13 protein-coding genes are annotated in these 15,610 nt (G+C 59.9%); all 13 read right to left on the reverse strand.

Annotated elements, in window-relative coordinates; translation table 11 throughout:
* Positions 1 to 10 precede the first annotated feature (10 nt).
* Positions 11 to 340 (reverse strand): flagellar hook-basal body complex protein FliE, encoded by a 330-nt coding sequence (gene fliE / locus DKY63_RS12635; protein ID WP_110964396.1) that lies wholly within the window; start codon positions 338 to 340, stop codon positions 11 to 13.
* A 244-nt stretch (positions 341 to 584) separates the two neighbouring features.
* On the reverse strand, positions 585 to 1,973 hold the full coding sequence (gene fleR / locus DKY63_RS12640) for a sigma-54-dependent response regulator transcription factor FleR (protein ID WP_110964397.1): 1,389 nt from the start codon (positions 1,971 to 1,973) through the stop codon (positions 585 to 587).
* 5 nt (positions 1,974 to 1,978) lie between these two features.
* A complete protein-coding gene (locus tag DKY63_RS12645) occupies positions 1,979 to 3,202 on the reverse strand; it encodes a sensor histidine kinase (RefSeq protein ID WP_110964398.1) in 1,224 nt (407 codons plus the stop codon).
* Positions 3,203 to 3,312: 110 nt separating this feature from the next.
* Positions 3,313 to 4,788 (reverse strand): sigma-54 dependent transcriptional regulator, encoded by a 1,476-nt coding sequence (locus DKY63_RS12650; RefSeq protein ID WP_110964399.1) that lies wholly within the window; start codon positions 4,786 to 4,788, stop codon positions 3,313 to 3,315.
* Positions 4,789 to 4,959: 171 nt separating this feature from the next.
* The gene (gene fliT / locus DKY63_RS12655) at positions 4,960 to 5,256 is read right to left on the reverse strand and encodes a flagellar protein FliT (protein ID WP_110964400.1); all 297 of its coding nucleotides are present in this window, start codon (positions 5,254 to 5,256) and stop codon (positions 4,960 to 4,962) included.
* A gap of 17 nt (positions 5,257 to 5,273) precedes the next feature.
* A complete protein-coding gene (gene fliS / locus DKY63_RS12660) occupies positions 5,274 to 5,675 on the reverse strand; it encodes a flagellar export chaperone FliS (RefSeq protein ID WP_110964401.1) in 402 nt (133 codons plus the stop codon).
* 155 nt (positions 5,676 to 5,830) lie between these two features.
* A complete protein-coding gene (gene fliD, locus DKY63_RS12665; protein WP_110964402.1) occupies positions 5,831 to 7,219 on the reverse strand; it encodes a flagellar filament capping protein FliD in 1,389 nt (462 codons plus the stop codon).
* Positions 7,220 to 7,300: 81 nt separating this feature from the next.
* A complete protein-coding gene (locus DKY63_RS12670) occupies positions 7,301 to 7,651 on the reverse strand; it encodes a flagellar protein FlaG (RefSeq protein WP_110964403.1) in 351 nt (116 codons plus the stop codon).
* A gap of 75 nt (positions 7,652 to 7,726) precedes the next feature.
* Positions 7,727 to 9,175 carry a flagellin gene (locus DKY63_RS12675; protein ID WP_110964404.1) on the reverse strand — a complete coding sequence of 483 codons (1,449 nt, stop codon included), beginning with the start codon at positions 9,173 to 9,175 and terminating at the stop codon, positions 7,727 to 7,729.
* A gap of 249 nt (positions 9,176 to 9,424) precedes the next feature.
* A complete protein-coding gene (locus DKY63_RS12680) occupies positions 9,425 to 10,354 on the reverse strand; it encodes a ketoacyl-ACP synthase III (protein ID WP_110964405.1) in 930 nt (309 codons plus the stop codon).
* A gap of 314 nt (positions 10,355 to 10,668) precedes the next feature.
* Entirely contained in the window at positions 10,669 to 12,261 is a 1,593-nt protein-coding gene (locus DKY63_RS12685) for a flagellar hook-associated protein 3 (RefSeq protein ID WP_110964406.1), read from the reverse strand.
* Between the two features lie 13 nt (positions 12,262 to 12,274).
* Positions 12,275 to 14,287, reverse strand: coding sequence for a flagellar hook-associated protein FlgK (flgK, locus tag DKY63_RS12690; protein WP_110964407.1), 2,013 nt, complete (start codon positions 14,285 to 14,287; stop codon positions 12,275 to 12,277).
* Positions 14,288 to 14,310: 23 nt separating this feature from the next.
* On the reverse strand, positions 14,311 to 15,603 hold the full coding sequence (gene flgJ / locus DKY63_RS12695) for a flagellar assembly peptidoglycan hydrolase FlgJ (protein WP_110964408.1): 1,293 nt from the start codon (positions 15,601 to 15,603) through the stop codon (positions 14,311 to 14,313).
* Between the last annotated feature and the right edge of the window lie 7 nt (positions 15,604 to 15,610).

Genomic DNA, 15,610 nt, shown 5'->3' on the forward strand with positions numbered 1-15,610 from the left:
AATCTCGTCCTTAAACCGGCATCTGCATGATGTCTTGGTAGGCCTGAACCAGCTTGTTGCGCACCTGGGTCAATGCCTGGAACGACACGCTGGCCTTCTGCGAGGAAATCATCACGTCCGTCAGGTCGACGCCGCTCTTGCCGATCTCGAAGGCATTGGCCAGCTGAGTGGACGCCTGCTGGGTATCGTTCACTTTATTGACGGCCTGACCGAGCATGTCGGAAAAGCTGCTGCCACTCAGTTCAGGGACGGCGGCAGTCGATTTCGGCGCGGACATGGCATCCATTTGCATGGCACGCATGTCCAGCATCAACCGATTGAATTCAATACCTTGGCTCATGATCTACTCTCATTGGCGGCCCGCAATTTTTTGACGCTCACTCGGCGGGTACTGAGGTGTTAGCAACAAGGGTGCCAGCTCGCGGACACCTTTCAGAAAAGCCTTACAAACGTTTGGACTATCTCGCTCCCTGTATGAGCGAGCCTGCTCGCGATGGACTCAAGGACACCGCGTAAACCCTGTTTTCCCGCGTCATCGTTGACGACCATCGCGAGCAGGGCTCGCTCCTACAGGGGGATCGGGATCAGGTGGCGAACAGGTAGGCTTCCACGTCCATGCCGGCGTCGCGCATCTGCGCCAGCTTGTAGCGCAGGGTGCGCGGGCTGATGCCCAGGCGCTCGGCGGCTTCCTTGCGGCGGCCGCGCTCGGTGCGCAGGGTGTCGATGATCATCTGGAATTCGCGGCGACGCAGGTCGTCACCCAGCGCTCCGGCCGATTCGGCTTCGACCTCCACCGGGCGTACAGGCGCGGTAGCGGGTGCGGATACCGGCAATGGCGCACAGGCAACCGGGCCGGCGAGGCAGAAATCCTGGGGTTGAATCAGGCCACCCTGCTGCAGGATCAACGCGCGCTGAATCGCGTTGTCCAGCTCGCGCACATTGCCCGGCCACGGATAAGCGACCAGACAGGCCTGCGCTTGCGGCGACAATCGGGCGGCGGCGTGCTTCATTTTATTGACGTGCTTGGCCAGCAGGCGCTCGGCCAGCGGCAGGATATCGGCGGTGCGCTCGCGCAGCGGTCGCCACGCCAGTGGAAATACCGACAAACGATAGTAAAGGTCTTCACGAAAACGCCCCGCCGCCACTTCGCCGGCAAGGTCACGGTTGGTGGTCGCCACCACACGAATGTCCAGGGTGATCGGCTTGCGTGCCCCTACCCGCTCGACCTCGCGCTCCTGCAGAACCCGAAGCAATTTGGCTTGCAGGCTCAGGGGCATTTCGGAAATTTCGTCGAGCAGGATAGTGCCGCCGTCGGCCTGCTCGAACTTGCCGGCTTGCGCGGCGATAGCGCCGGTGAACGAGCCCTTTTCATGGCCGAACAGGGTGGCTTCGAGCATGTTGTCCGGGATCGCCGCACAGTTGATTGCAATGAACGGCTGGCTGGCGCGATGGGAGTGCTGGTGAATGTAGCGCGCCAGCACCTCCTTGCCGGTCCCGGACTCGCCGGAAATCAGCACCGTGGAATCACTGCGGGCCACCCGTGCGGCCAGCTCCAGCAATTGAGCACTGGCGGGCTCGAAAGCCACCGGCCCCTCGCTGTCGGCGCCGAGGCTTCCCAGGGCATGGCGTGCGACCAGATCGAGCAAGGCCTTGGGCTCGAACGGCTTGACCAGATAGTCCGCCGCGCCCTGACGCATCGCATCCACCGCCCGCTCCACCGCACCGTGGGCCGTCATCAGCAACACCGGCAGTTGCGGCTGGCGCGCTCGCAGCAAACCAAGCAGCTGATGTCCGTCCATGCCCGGCATGTTGACGTCGCTCACCACCAGATTGAAGGCTTCAGCCTCGACCGCGATCAGCGCGTCCTCCGCCGACCCGACAGCCTTGTAATCGTGGCCGGCGAGCAGCAGCGTGTCAGCCAATGCTTCGCGTAAGGCGCGGTCATCCTCGACCAGTAAAACCTTGATGCCCATGACGTTCACTCCGCTCCCTGAGCGCTGCGTGCTTCATCGAAAAAAAGCGGCAGGATCACCTGCGCGCAGGTCCCGCGACCGAGCCGCGAGCGCAATTGCAGCTCGCCCTGATGAGCCCGGGCAACGGCCTGGACTACCGTCAGGCCGAGCCCGGTTCCGGTGGCCTTGGTGGTGAAAAACGGCTCGCCGAGACGCGCCAGCACAGCGCTGTCGATACCACTGCCGCTGTCGCTGACACACACGCGCAGCTGGTTGTCGCGGGTATACAGATGGACCTTCAGGCGCACGTCGCCGGCACTGGCCTGGATGGCGTTTTCGATGAGATTGAGCAAGGCGCCGACCAGCGTGTCGCGGTTGCACAGCAACTCACCGGCATGGCTGTCGCACTGCCAGCGGATGGACAGGTCCAGCACATGGGGCAAGGCCGCTGCCTGCAAGGATTGCAGGAGTTGCCCGGGAGTGACGCGGTCGGTCAGTGGCAGTTCGCCACGGGCGAACACCAGCATGTCGCGCACCTGATGCTCCAGCTCGTGCAGGCGCTCCTTGAGGCGCCCGGCAAAACGCTGCTGGGTTTCGACCGGCAGTGCCTGTTCAGTCAAATGACTGGCGTAGAGCAAGGCCGCGGACAACGGCGTGCGAATCTGATGCGCCAACGAGGCGACCATGCGCCCCAGGGACGACAGGCGTTCATGACGAGCCAGTTGATCCTGCAGGTGACGGGTTTCAGTCAGGTCATTCAACAGCACCAGTTGGCCCGGTTCGGCATCCAGCGAGCGGGTGGCAATCGACAGGCGTCGACCGTCCTTGAGGGAAATTTCATGGCCATCGTCTTCACGCGGCGCAAAGCAACGGGCAATGACATGCCGCCACAATTCACCCTCGAGCGGCAGACCGAGCAGCTCACAGGCCGCCGGGTTGGCTTCGCGCACGATGCCTTGGGCGTCGATGACGATGACGCCGCCGGGCAACAGGTCGAGGAGATTTTGCAGGCGGTTGGCCAGGCGTTCCTTTTCCGCCAGTTCCTGCATGCGCTGGGCGCTGACCACGGCCAGTTCGCCCTTGAGCTCGGTGACCCGGGCTTCGAGCATGCTGTAGGAACTGGTCAGTTGGCTGGACATCTGGTTGAACAGGGCGAACGCCTGCTCGAGGCCAAGCCGGCTCGCCTGCTCTACGGACGACGGGTGCCCCAGGGCATCAGGAGCAGGAGAGATCTGGGCGGCTTGGGGCATCGTACTTTCTCGCTTGGCTGACCGTCAGTGAAACGGAACGTTGCGAGGGGCTTAGCAATACCCGTGCCTAAAAAAAACCGCTTATAAATGAGTGACTTGAAAAACAGGCGTCAATCATCCGCCTGTTCATCTCCATCACGACGGCTCATGCCGTACTTGCGCATCTTCTCCACCAGGGTGGTACGGCGTATACGCAGGCGTTCGGCGGCGCGCGCCACGATACCGTTGGCATCGTCCAGCGCCTGCTGGATCAGACCCTGTTCCAGACCACCGAGGTAGTCCTTCAGGTCCAGGCCTTCCGGCGGCAACAGCGCGCTGGCAGTGTAGTCCTGGTTGTGGCCATTGATGGCGACGCGCTCTTCGAGATCACTGCGCAGGCTGTCGACCATCTGCTCGTCTTCATCGTCGACGTAGCGGAATTTCTTCGGCAGTTCGACCACGCCGATCACCCCGTACGGGTGCATGATCGCCATGCGCTCCACCAGGTTGGCCAGCTCGCGAACGTTGCCCGGCCAGCCGTGACGGCACAGGGACATGATCGCCGCCGAGTTGAAGCGGATCGAGCCGCGCTTCTCGTGCTCCATGCGCGAGATCAGCTCATTCATCAGCAGCGGAATATCTTCGACGCGCTCACGCAGCGGCGCCATCTCGATCGGGAACACGTTCAGGCGGTAGTAGAGGTCTTCGCGGAAAGTACCGATCTCGATCATGCTTTCGAGATTCTTGTGGGTCGCCGCAATGATGCGCACGTCGACGCTCTGGGTCTTGTTGCTGCCCACGCGCTCGAAGGTGCGTTCCTGCAGCACGCGCAGCAACTTGACCTGCATGGGCAGCGGCATATCGCCGATTTCGTCGAGGAACAGGGTGCCGCCGTTGGCCAGTTCGAAACGCCCGGCACGGCTGGTGATCGCACCGGTGAAGGCGCCCTTCTCGTGGCCGAACAATTCGCTTTCCAGCAGCTCGGCCGGAATCGCCCCGCAGTTCACTGGAACGAAAGGCGCTTCGCGGCGCTTGGAGTGATAGTGCAGGTTACGGGCAACCACTTCCTTGCCGGTGCCGGACTCGCCGAGGATCAATACGCTGGCGTCGGTATCGGCGACCTGCTGCATCATCTGGCGCACGTGCTGAATCGCCCGGCTGGTGCCGACGAGGCTGCGGAACAGATTGGGTTCGCGATGGCGACCGCGCTCGCGGGCCTGATCGTACATCTCGCGATAGACCTGGGCACGGTGCAGGGAATCGAGCAATTTGCTGTAGCTGGGCGGCATTTCCAGGGTCGAAAGCACGCGACGACGCTGGTCTTCCGGCAGGTCGATGGAAGAATTATCGCCCATCAGCAAAACGGGAAGGAACTCATCCCATGTCGAGAGTGTCTTTAACAAGCCCAACAGTGCGCCAGGAGCATTGACCGTCCCGATCAGGACACAGATTACTTCACGACTGGATGACAAAGAGCCGACAGCCTGCTGCCAATCATGGCTACCGCAGGGCAAATTTTCTTCGCCGAGAAAATTTAAAATCACCGCCAGGTCGCGGCGGCGGACGCTATCGTCATCTATCAGCAGAATTTTGGTTTCACGCCACATGCAATAGCAACTTCCCTAGTCAACTCAATGCCCAAAATGCTGGGGCAAGCTAAACGCTTGCAGGCGAACTATGCCTGAAGACGACTGAAATCTGGAACAGCCACTAGTTAAGTCAAAAAACCGTGCACAGTCAAATTTATGGCGCACTACATTTGGATTAACCGGCGTCAATTAACCAAACAGATGGTAAACCTTTGACGCCTTTTGTGCTTGGTTGATCTGCGACATCTCATCGACGATCGCCTGGCGCTCGCCAATTGTCGCCGTCAGCAATTCTTTGTAAACGGCCAACAACCCTTCCAGATTACTGCGCACCGCCTCTTCGTCGATCGGTGCTTCGCTGAGCACCTCGTCGACGCACTCACGGCACGTCGTGTCCAGCTCGCCAATCGCATCCCAATTGCGCGCCGCCAGGGCGTCGAGAAGGGCTTCACGGGTTTCTTCAATGCGTCGCAATGCTTGGCTCATGACGTCTTCCTCGGCCATCAGGCCTGTGGGGGGGTGCCGGCGATGGCATCCCAGCCGCTTTTCAGGGTTTCCAGCAGGCCCGAGACTTCGTCGATGATTTCGGCCTTGTTATCGCGATTGGCCTCCATCAGACGCGTCATCATGTAGGCATACAGATTGTCGAGCTGCTGCAGCGAAGCCGGATCATCGGTCTTTTCCGGATTCAAGCCATCGCGCAGGCCAATGATGATGTCCACGGCCTTGCCCAGCATCAACCCCTTGAGTGCGATATCACCCCGCTCCAGCGCGCCCTTGGCCTGGGCCATGCGATCCAGCCCGCCCTCCATCAGCATCTGCACCAGGCGATGGGGGTTGGCTTCAGAGACCTGAGCATGGGAATTGACCTTCTGGTATTGGCGAAGGGCTCTCATGGGGTTCATGTTTCTACCTCGTGACAGACAACTGCTTGAATTGGGTGGGCTCTGATCTTTATGTCGACTGACCGACACATAACTTTAACGCGCAACCATTACCAACGAAAAAACCCAGGTGCTGTCATGACAGTCTTCCTGGGTTTTTTTGCGCCTGATGCGGATCAGTTCGACTTCGGATTGTTCAGCGCATTGAGCGTGGTCATGATGCTGTCGCTCTGGGCACGCAGCCTGGCGACCAGGGAGTCCATCGCCGTGTATTTGGCGGTCAGACTGGTTTGCAGGCTGGCCATCCGCGCATCCAGGGCGTCCTGCTGCTTTTTCAAGTCAGTCAGGCTGTCACTCAGGCTTGCCGAGCGCGCCGCAAAAACACCGGTGGTTTTCTGCGCATAACTGTCGGTAGCCGACTTCATGCGCGCCAGCAAGCCGGTATCCCCGGAGAAGATGCCATTGATGTCGGCGGCATTGGTGAGCGCCGCGGCATCGAAAACCTTATCGTCAATCGACAGCAAGCCGGTCTTCTGGTCGGTCTCGACACCAAACTGTGCCAGAGACTTCATCTGGCCAGTGCCGGCCATTGCGTTCAGCTCGGTGCGAACCGATGACAGCAGGGAGCGCAGCGAGGCGTCACCCGTAAGAGCGCCCGAGGTGATCGAGCCATCGGCATTGGTCGTGACCTGGGTCTCGGCGTTGGCGGCCTTGATCAGGGCGTTGTAGGTATCGACGAAGCCCTTGACCGACGACTTCAGCGTCGCGCTGTTGGCAGACACGGTGATGGTTGCCGGAGTGGCCGCACCGCCGCCAGTCGGAATCGGGGAAACACCGGTCAACTTCAGCGAAATCCCGCTCACTGCATCGGTAATGGTATTGCTCTTTGACTCCATCCCCGTCACGCCGTCGATCGAATACTTGGCGTTTTGCGGGGTAGCGAGAACCGAAGTCCCGGTTTCAAGGCCGGAGTTACCCGACAGGGTCAGGTCCGAACCGACACCGGTCTTGCTCGACGTCAGTACCATCCTGGATCCATTGGCATCGGTCAGGATGTTGGCGCTCAAGCCCTGGTTCGCATACTGGGAGTTAATCGAGTCACGGACCTGCTGCAACGTCGCGTTGGCAGGAATACTGACATCGAAGGAGTCGCTACCCTGCTTGATGGTCAACGTCGTCGGTACAGTGCCGGCATTGATGATCGAAGAAGCACCATCGGTGTAGACCTTGGAGGAGATTTTCGATGCGGTCGCCAACTGGGTGACCAGCAGCGAGAAGTTGCCCGCCGCCGCACCGTTGCCAGCGGTCACGGTAGCCACTTTTTCATCCGAGGACGTAGCGCTCAGACCGCTGAAAGTGGAGGCGGTTTTCATGTTGTCCAGTGCGCCACGGAACGCATCCAGCGCCGCCTGGATTTTGCCGATAGACGACAGCGAGGTGGTCGCTTTCAGCGTCTGGTTGTTGATCTGCGTCTGCTTCGGCGCTCTTTCGGAGTCAACCAAAGACTTCACGATCGCCTGGGTATCGATGTTCGAACCGATACCGCTAACCGTTGTACCCGCCATCATCTATCTCCTTGTGCTGTGGCTGCTGCTTTCTTGACGAATCGCGCCTCAAGCGCAGTCAGCAACAAAATTCATGCCAGATCAGACTTTGTCGTCAAACAGCAAGCTGCTTGCGTCCGAAAGACTCTGGGCCAGTTTCAGTGCAGCTTCCGACGGGATCTGACGGATCACGTCACCGGTTTCGGTGGCGATGACCTTGACCACGACCCGGCCGGTGGAATCATCAATGGAAAAATCCAGATTGCGCTGGGCGGCCTGGACAAATTCCTGAATATCGGTCACAGCCTTTTGCAGTTCGTCGCGCTTGGGCTCGGAGCCCGACGCCTCGACAGCTTCAGTCTTTGGCTGATCTTTTTTGTCAGTTACAGCAGGCGTTGCGCTTTGTGGGGCAACGGCGGGATAAGACAGGTTCAACTTGACGCTCATGTCCATGCTAGATCTCCTCGTCGCTCAAAAGACAAAAGGGCACGTAAACGCGCCCTTCCGTCACTCACCAAATTGCCGGAATTAACCCAGCAGTTTCAGCACAGCCGATGGCAGCTGGTTAGCCTGGGACAGGATCGCGGTGGAAGCCTGTTGCAGGGTTTGCTGCTTGGTCAGCTGAGCGGTTTCTGCCGCGAAGTCAACGTCCTGGATCACGCCACGAGCTGCAGTGGAGTTGTCCGAGATGGAGCGCAGGTTGGCCACGGTGCTGTCGAAACGGTTTTGTACCGCACCGAGGTCAGCACGCTGGGAGTCGATAGCCGAGATCGCCTGGGTGATCACATCAATGGCGTTCTGAGCGTTGGCAGCAGTGGTCACGTCAGTGTTGGCAACCGAAGTCTTGGCCGAGCTGGCGGTAGTACCGGTAGCTGCGAACAGGCCAGTCACACCAGCACCGCTCATCGAGTAACTGTTGGCGGAGTTCAGGGACACAGCACCAGTCACTTTGATAGCGGTTGCAGCGGCGGAAACCGCAGTACCGTAGCTACCGGAACCGTCTTTGGCGGCAACCTGGATACCGGCGACCGCACCAGCGTCACCACTGTTCAGGGTGATGTTCTCGCCAGTGTCGGATTTGATCGACAGGGTATTTGCCTTGGCATCGTAGTTAACGCTGATGCCCAGCTTGGCGGCGTTGGACTTCAGTTGGTCAGCCAGTTCAGCGGTGGTGGTCACACCAACCATGTTCACTGCGCTGCCGGTGCCCACTTGAATCGAGAAGTTGGCGCTGCCGGTGGCCGAGCCGGAAATGGCGGTGGTGTTGACGGTGAATTGTGCTTCGGTGCTGGCAGATGCAGTCACGCCACCAACAGCGGCTTTGTTGATCTGGGCAGCGGTAGTCTTGGCCGAATCGCCTGCTGCAACGGTGAAAGTCGAGGTCTGACCACCACCCACCAGAGTGACGGAACCACCGGCTACACCGGTTGCACTCGGCGGGATTGCCACGCTTTTCACTTGCTGCGAGCCGATGTTGTTAGCCGAAACGTCGCCCAGAGTCATGTTGATGGTCTGGTTCGAGTTGGCGCCAACCTGGAACTGGGTAGTACCGAAGGAACCGTCCAGCAGGTTACGACCACCGAAAGTGGTGGTGGTGGAAATACGGGTCAGTTCTGCAGTCAGAGCAGCGTATTCAGCGTTGTTCGACTTACGGTCGTCATCGCTTGGCGAGCCGTTGGCGGAAGCCAGGGCCAGGGTACGCATTTTTTGCAGGATGTTGGTGGACTCTTGCATCGCGCCTTCAGCAGTTTGCGCGATGGAGATACCGTCGCCGGCGTTCTTGATGGCAGTGCCCAGGCCGTTGATCTGGCTGGTCAGACGGTTGGAGATCTGCAGGCCAGCGGCGTCGTCTTTAGCGCTGTTGATACGCAGGCCGGAGGACAGGCGCTGCATCGAAGTCTGCAGGTTGCCGGAAGCTTTGTTCAGGTTGTTCTGAACGGTCAAGGAAGCAAGGTTGGTGTTTACTGTTAAAGCCATGACGAATTCCTCGTTGGATGGATACTTCGGCTTCCGGCCCTGACATCCGTCGGGTTTGGCCTAGAGAACCTACGTAATAGTTATCGTCGTGGTACCGGTTTGCTTGAGGGGTTTTTTCGAATTTTTTAATGGCAGGGTGCCAGCCCTTTGTTTTCAAGGGTTTAGAGCCAGAAAATCGGCGTCAAAAAAAGCAAAACGCCCGGAAATCGAAATTTCCGGGCGTTCTTTTTGCCGCTGCGATCGAGTGGATCAGCCGCGATAGAGAATCGCCGAACCCCACGAAAGGCCCACGCCAAAGCCGCTGATGGCGACGCGGGTCCAGGTGGAATCGAACACATGTTTCTGCAACAGCAGCGGAATGCTCGACGACACGGTGTTACCGGTTTCGAGCATGTCCTTGACGAATTTCTCCGGCTCGCCTTCTTCGAAGCGACGGGCAACGGCATCGACAATCGCCGCACTGCCCTGGTGAATGCAGAAGGCATTGATGTCGCTGGCCTGCAGATTCGACTCGGCCAGCAGCTCATGCAAATGCGCCGGGACCTTGAGCAAGGCGAAGTTGAAGACCTGGCGACCGTTCATGAAGAACACACCGTCAGTGACTTTCAGGTGCGGCGCACCGGAACCGTCAGTGCCGAACTTCGATTTGCCCAGTTGCCAGACGGCGTTTTCGCCCATCCAGGTGGCGGTGGCGGCATCGCCGAACAGCATGGTGGTGTTGCGATCTTCCGGATCGACGATCTTGGAATAAGGATCGGCGGTGATCAGCAGGCCGTTCTTCAGTCCGGCCGCTTCCATGAAACCTTTGATCGCGTAGAGGCCGTAGACGTAACCGGAACAGCCCAGGGAAATATCGAAAGCGGCGACATGGGTCGACAGGCCCAGTTTGTCCTGAACGATCGCAGCGGTATGCGGCAAACCTTCTTCGTCACCGTTCTGGGTGACGACGATCAGGCAGTCGATGGATTCACGCTTGAGTTCAGGATTGGCGGCGAACAGCGCATTGGCTGCTTCGACACACAGATCGGAGGTTTCCTGATCAGCACCCATGCGTGGCAAAAACGCGGAGCCGATCTTGCCAAGGATGAAGGTTTCGTCCTTGTCGAACTTTGCACCCTGGGCATAGTTATCAATCCCGGCTGCCGGCACGTAACTCGCAATATTTTTTATGCCAATCATTTATGGCTTCCCAATAATAAACAGCTGAACATCGCCGCTCGCTGAATCGAGGGCGTCTACAGTCGGGGCAAGGCCCCAGAAGAGCAACGTCGGGGCTCAGGAACAGGCCCTGAACACCCCTCACACCTTCACCGCCCGCAGACAGGATACAGTGAAGATGCGCGTTTTGACTGACGGGTCACTCGCCGATGCGGGCTTTATTTGATTTTGTGGTCGGGATCGCGCCCTGCCCCGCGCGGTTTGAGCCCCAAAAAAAACCCAAAAAAAAGCCAGCCCCCTGCAACAGGGGCCGGCCGCGAGCGGTCAGGACCGACTCAAAGCTTGTTGAACAGGCTCAACTGGGAAACCCTGGCAAAGGCCAATTGCGCGGCCTGCAGCATGGTCTGTTGCAGCGTCAGGCGAGTCAGCACTTCCGCCGGATCGGTGTTCTTGATCGAGTTGGTGGTCGATTCGTTGATCAGGCCGGTGCTGGTGTTCTGCTCGGTCTGCATATCCATCACGTTGCCCCGTGCACCGATCGCCCCCCGCGCCAGGTCGACCTGGTTCTTGGAGTTGTTCAGGTTGGCAAGGGACGAAGCGATCGTATCTTCCAGAAAACGCTGTTGGGCCGGCTTGCCCTGAGTCGGGGTATCGAGCGCCGCGCGCAGTTGGCTGATGGTGTCGAGCACGTTCTGAGTCTGGTGCGTGTTGACCGCGATGTCGAACTGATCACCGGCAACCGGATTTGGCGGCGTGCCACCCAGGGTGAAACTGACACCGGCCGCCGTGGCCACGCCGGCGGTCACGGCACCGGTCGTGACCGGGGTGCTGCTGCTGGTCAAAGGGCGAGCGTACAGTTCAAAGGTGCCTGGACCGGTGAACTTCAGGACCGCTCCGCCTTCCGGGAAAAAGTTCTTGTAGTCGGCGGCATTGGTCACCGTCGTCTGGCTGATGATGGCGGTCGACGTATTACCCGGTGCCCGGTTGGCCACAAAGCTGTCCGGCTTGGCTGCCAGCTGGAAACTGTGGCCGGCGATCACCGCGTCGGAAGCCGCGGTGTCGGAAGGATTGTCGCCAGCCTGGTAGGTGATATCCAACTTGAAGGTCACGCCACGGAAGTCGATGTCGGACCCGCCTTTGACATTCGGATCGAACTTGCCGCCGCCGGTCGATTCAGCGGTCACGTCATTACCCGCCGCATCGGTGATCACATATTGCGTGCTGCTGGTAAACGACAGCGTGTAAGGCTGGCCACTGCGGAAATTGGAGTCGAACGCCGGACCGGAATTCACCAGCCCCGGTGACAGCGACACTCGCCCGTCGTCGACGGCCGGTGCCGTCATGGTGGTGGAACTGCGGGCCGCGTTGATCGCCTGCTGGAAGACTTCCCAGCCGGTATCGTTCAAGCCCAGGGACATCGAGTCACCGATTTTCAGCTCCAACTGGGTCTGGTCGCCCTGATAGCTGTAGGTACCGTCGCTGTTTTTCACAAATGGCTGGGTGTTGTTGCTGGCGCCGGAGAAGATGTACTTGCCGTTGGCGTCCTTGCTGTTCATCAGGGTCAGCAGTTGTTCTTCGGACTGCTTGAGCTCGGCCGAGATGGACTTGCGGTCGTCGTCGTTCAACGAACCGCCACCGGCGCGCACCGTCAGCTCACTGACCTTCTGCATCACGTTGTTGATGCTGTCCAGCACGCTTTCTTCCTGCGCCTGAGCGGTGTTCAACGCGTTGATGTTGGTGGTGTACTGACCCAGCAGAGCTTTTTGCTGCTCAAGCTGCAACAACCGCGCGGCGCCAACCGGATCGTCCGCCGCAGTATTGAGTTTGACCCCGCTGCTGGCCTGATCGGCAGTCTTCACGACGTTGTTCATGTTGCGGGAATAGTTGGCAGCCGTAGCGGCGTAATACTGTGCGGTAGAAATGCGCATGTTCTACGGCTCCTTAAAGGGCATTGATCAGGGTGCTGAAGATTTCCTGCGCAGTCTTGATGATCTGCGAAGACGCCGTGTAGTACTGCTGATACTTGGTCAGGTTGCCCGCCTCTTCGTCGAGGTCGACCCCCGACAGCGAATCACGGGCGTCGCGCGCACCGGTCATGATGGTGTCGGTGGCGGTGGCATCCAGCTGGCCTTGCTTGGTCAGGGAGCCCACGGTCGTCACCAGGCCGCCATAGGCATCGGTGAAGCTGACACCCGGGCTGGTGGCGGTCGCACCGACAGTGGCTTTCGACTGCAGGCCGAGCAAAGCCTGGGCGTTGCGGTTGTCGGTGCTGTCCGCCGCCGTCATGCCGATGTTGAAGCTGTCGCCCGACGCCGGGCTGCCGCTGATGGTCATCGCCACGCTGAAGGATTTGGCGTTGCCACCGGCATCGGTGTAAGGCACGGCGATGTTCAGGTCGTTGTTCTGGCCAGGCACGATGCTGCCAGTGCCGATGCTGGTGCCCTTGGAGTCGAACACTTCGTAGGCATTGGCGCTGGTCATCACCAGGCGTACCGGCATCGAAGCCTTGACCGCGCCCTGCACTTCCAGGCGCTGCACCGGGTCATAAATATCCAGGGCCGTGCTCAGGCTCGGCTGGCTGACCGCACCGGTACCGTCATTGCCGGACGCCTTGGTGGACGTCAGCGGAGCGGATGTGGCCAGGGTCTTGGTGTCGGTCATGACCGTGGTCATGTCCGCGGCGGAACTGCGGGTCGGGGTGATCTTGAAGCTGTCGCCGGCAGCGACGGTGCCGGAGTTGATGCTCAGGCTGAAACCATCGATGACCGGTTGCGCGGCAGGCGGCGTGGCAAAGGCGAAGTTACCCATGTCGGTGTTGTCCGACAGGCGACGCACGTTGTAGCCGGTGGCCGTGATGGTCACCTGATAGTCGCTGGCCTGCACCTTGCTGGTGTCATTGATCGTGACGTTCAGGTTGCCGGAAGCCGGGTTGTTGTTGCCGTTGGCGATGCTGCGCTGGCTGATGGCCGCCGCACTGTTGATGTTGTTGAACAGTGCCGCGCCGAAGTTACCGTTCTGATCCAGGCCCTGGCCCAACTGCTTGTTGACCTGATCGGCCACGACCATGGCGATACGCCCCAGGCCATTGACCGCAGGGGTCAGCACTTCGTTGCGATAACGCACCAGGCCGCCCATTTCGCCGCCGGTCATCACGTTGGTGATGTCGATCGACGAGCCGTTGCGATCCATGATGATCGAGGAACGGGTCGGGTCGGCCGGGTCCGGCGCCACACGCAGTTTATTGACGGTATCGCCGACCACCAGTGGCTGGCCGCTGCCCAGGTAAATGTCGAGGCGACCTTCGGTGTCAGTGACCTGAACACCCACCAGCTCGCTGAGCTGGCGAACAGTTTCGTTGCGCTGATCCAGCAGCTCGTTGGGTGTGCCACCCGAACCGCTGACTTCGGCGATTTTCTTGTTGTAGGCCGCGACGGTCGACGCCAGTTTGTTGACCTGGTCGGCCATCGAACCCAATTGATCGTTGATGTAGGTGTTCTGCTGGGTCAGCTGCTTGGAGATCGCATTGAAGCGGCTGCTCAAGCCCTGGGCATTGGTCAGCAACGCCTGGCGCGCGGCGTTGTCGTTGGAGTTGGCGGCCAGGGTTTGCAGGGACGAGAAAAACGCCTGCAGGGATTTGGTCACACCGGTACCGCTGTCGGACAGCAACTTGTCCACCTGGGTGGCCTGCCCCAGATACGCCTGGGCGTCACTGTTGAGCGAAGTGGTGGTCTGCAATTGCGAATCGAGGTAGCTGTTGTACACCCGGCGCACATCGGCCAGCGTGGTGCCGGTGCCGATGAAGACGTTGCCGTACTGAATCGAGTTCTTGCTGTTCTGTACGGTTTGTTGGCGGGAGTACCCGACAGTGTCGACGTTGGAAATGTTATTACCGGTAGTCACCAACGAGGCGTGACTGGCGGACAAACCCGACATTCCGATGTTGAGCAAACTCATGATTCAGACCTTATACCTTGTGTCTATAGAGGCGTCGTGGTGGCGCCCGCCGCGGCGTAGTTTTGGTAACTCGTCATCTGCCTGGCTATCTGCGAAATCTTGCTCGCGTAGTTCGGGTCGGTCGCATAACCGGCCTTTTGCAACTCGCGTACAAACTGTTCCGGGTTATCGGCCGACTTCACGACATCTTGATAGCGATTGTTGCTTTGCAGCAGCGTCACAAGGTCATGGAAGCTGTCCTTGTAAGAATCGTAGGAGCGGAACTCCGCCGTCTCCTTGACCATCTGGCCATTCCTGAATTCGCTGGTGATCGCGCGCGCCGAATCACCCTTCCAGCTGTTGCCGGCCTTGATGCCGAACAGGTTGTGACTGCTGCTGCCGTCCTGGGCGCGCATCACCGATTTGCCCCAGCCGGTTTCCAGTGCGGCCTGAGCCACCAGGTAACGCGGATCGACGCCAATGCGGTCGGCGGCTTCCTTGGCCATCGGCAGCATGGTGTTGACGAACTCGTCGGCCGAGCTGAAGGCTTTCTTCGGCGGCGCCAGCGGAATTTGTGCAATGGCGCGGCCCTGGATCTGCAGGGGGCCATTGGTCGCCGCTTGCGCGTTCGCCAGCCAGTCGCCGTTATACAGGGCGCCGGAACCGTTGGTAGCGAAGCGCTCCGGCAACGGGGTCTTGTTGACCGCTGCAACCGTGGTATTGGCGTTTGTCGTTGCCGAAGGCACCAGCCCCGCGAGCAGTCGATCCGCCAACTTCGGCGGCAAGGCCAGCCGACGCTGATTGATCAGCTCCATGTCATTGCGGTGCGTGCCCTCGCCACTCGGCGCGTGGACCGAACGCGAAGCCCACAACGGACGCTCGCCATTGACCCGCGACAGCGGACCGTTGGTGGCCACCGTGCCCGCCGCCACCGGCGTTTGCGCGGCAGCCCTGGCGACTTCCTGCTTGGCCGCGGAATTGGCCGCGGCCTCGCCCGGCGCCAGCGGTTTGTTCTTCGACATCTGGCGCATCAGCACGTCCGCCAGACCGATACCGCCGCCCTCGCGGGACATGGAAACGGCCAGTTGCTGGTCGTACATTTCCTGGTACTGCTTGGCCTCCGGCGTGTTCATCGGGTTGTCCTTGCCCAGCGCTTCGGTGGCCGAACGCATGGACTTGAGCATCTCGCCGAGAAACAGCGACTCGAACTCCTGCGCCACCTTGCGCATGTTCGCGTCGCTGTTCTTGTCGCCGACCTTGAGCTGGTTCAACCGGTTCAAGTCGGAATACGAACCCGAATCGCTGCTGCTGACCCGACCGCTCTTGTACATATCCATACTGGCC

Origin of the sequence: Pseudomonas putida, from assembly GCF_003228315.1 — a bacterium.
In the GTDB taxonomy this organism is placed as follows: domain Bacteria; phylum Pseudomonadota; class Gammaproteobacteria; order Pseudomonadales; family Pseudomonadaceae; genus Aquipseudomonas; species Aquipseudomonas putida_S.

Coding starts and splice junctions, on each gene's coding strand:
- fliE (WP_110964396.1), bottom strand. CDS start 340: ATGAGCCAAGGTATTGAATTCAATCGGTTGATGCTGGACATGCGTGCC.
- DKY63_RS12645 (WP_110964398.1), bottom strand. CDS start 3,202: ATGCCCCAAGCCGCCCAGATCTCTCCTGCTCCTGATGCCCTGGGGCAC.
- fleR (WP_110964397.1), bottom strand. CDS start 1,973: ATGGGCATCAAGGTTTTACTGGTCGAGGATGACCGCGCCTTACGCGAA.
- fliD (WP_110964402.1), bottom strand. CDS start 7,219: ATGGCGGGTACAACGGTTAGCGGTATCGGTTCGAACATCGATACCCAG.
- flgJ (WP_110964408.1), bottom strand. CDS start 15,603: ATGGATATGTACAAGAGCGGTCGGGTCAGCAGCAGCGATTCGGGTTCG.
- DKY63_RS12680 (WP_110964405.1), bottom strand. CDS start 10,354: ATGATTGGCATAAAAAATATTGCGAGTTACGTGCCGGCAGCCGGGATT.
- fliS (WP_110964401.1), bottom strand. CDS start 5,675: ATGAACCCCATGAGAGCCCTTCGCCAATACCAGAAGGTCAATTCCCAT.
- DKY63_RS12650 (WP_110964399.1), bottom strand. CDS start 4,788: ATGTGGCGTGAAACCAAAATTCTGCTGATAGATGACGATAGCGTCCGC.
- flgK (WP_110964407.1), bottom strand. CDS start 14,287: ATGAGTTTGCTCAACATCGGAATGTCGGGTTTGTCCGCCAGTCACGCC.
- DKY63_RS12670 (WP_110964403.1), bottom strand. CDS start 7,651: ATGGACATGAGCGTCAAGTTGAACCTGTCTTATCCCGCCGTTGCCCCA.
- DKY63_RS12675 (WP_110964404.1), bottom strand. CDS start 9,175: ATGGCTTTAACAGTAAACACCAACCTTGCTTCCTTGACCGTTCAGAAC.
- fliT (WP_110964400.1), bottom strand. CDS start 5,256: ATGAGCCAAGCATTGCGACGCATTGAAGAAACCCGTGAAGCCCTTCTC.
- DKY63_RS12685 (WP_110964406.1), bottom strand. CDS start 12,261: ATGCGCATTTCTACCGCACAGTATTACGCCGCTACGGCTGCCAACTAT.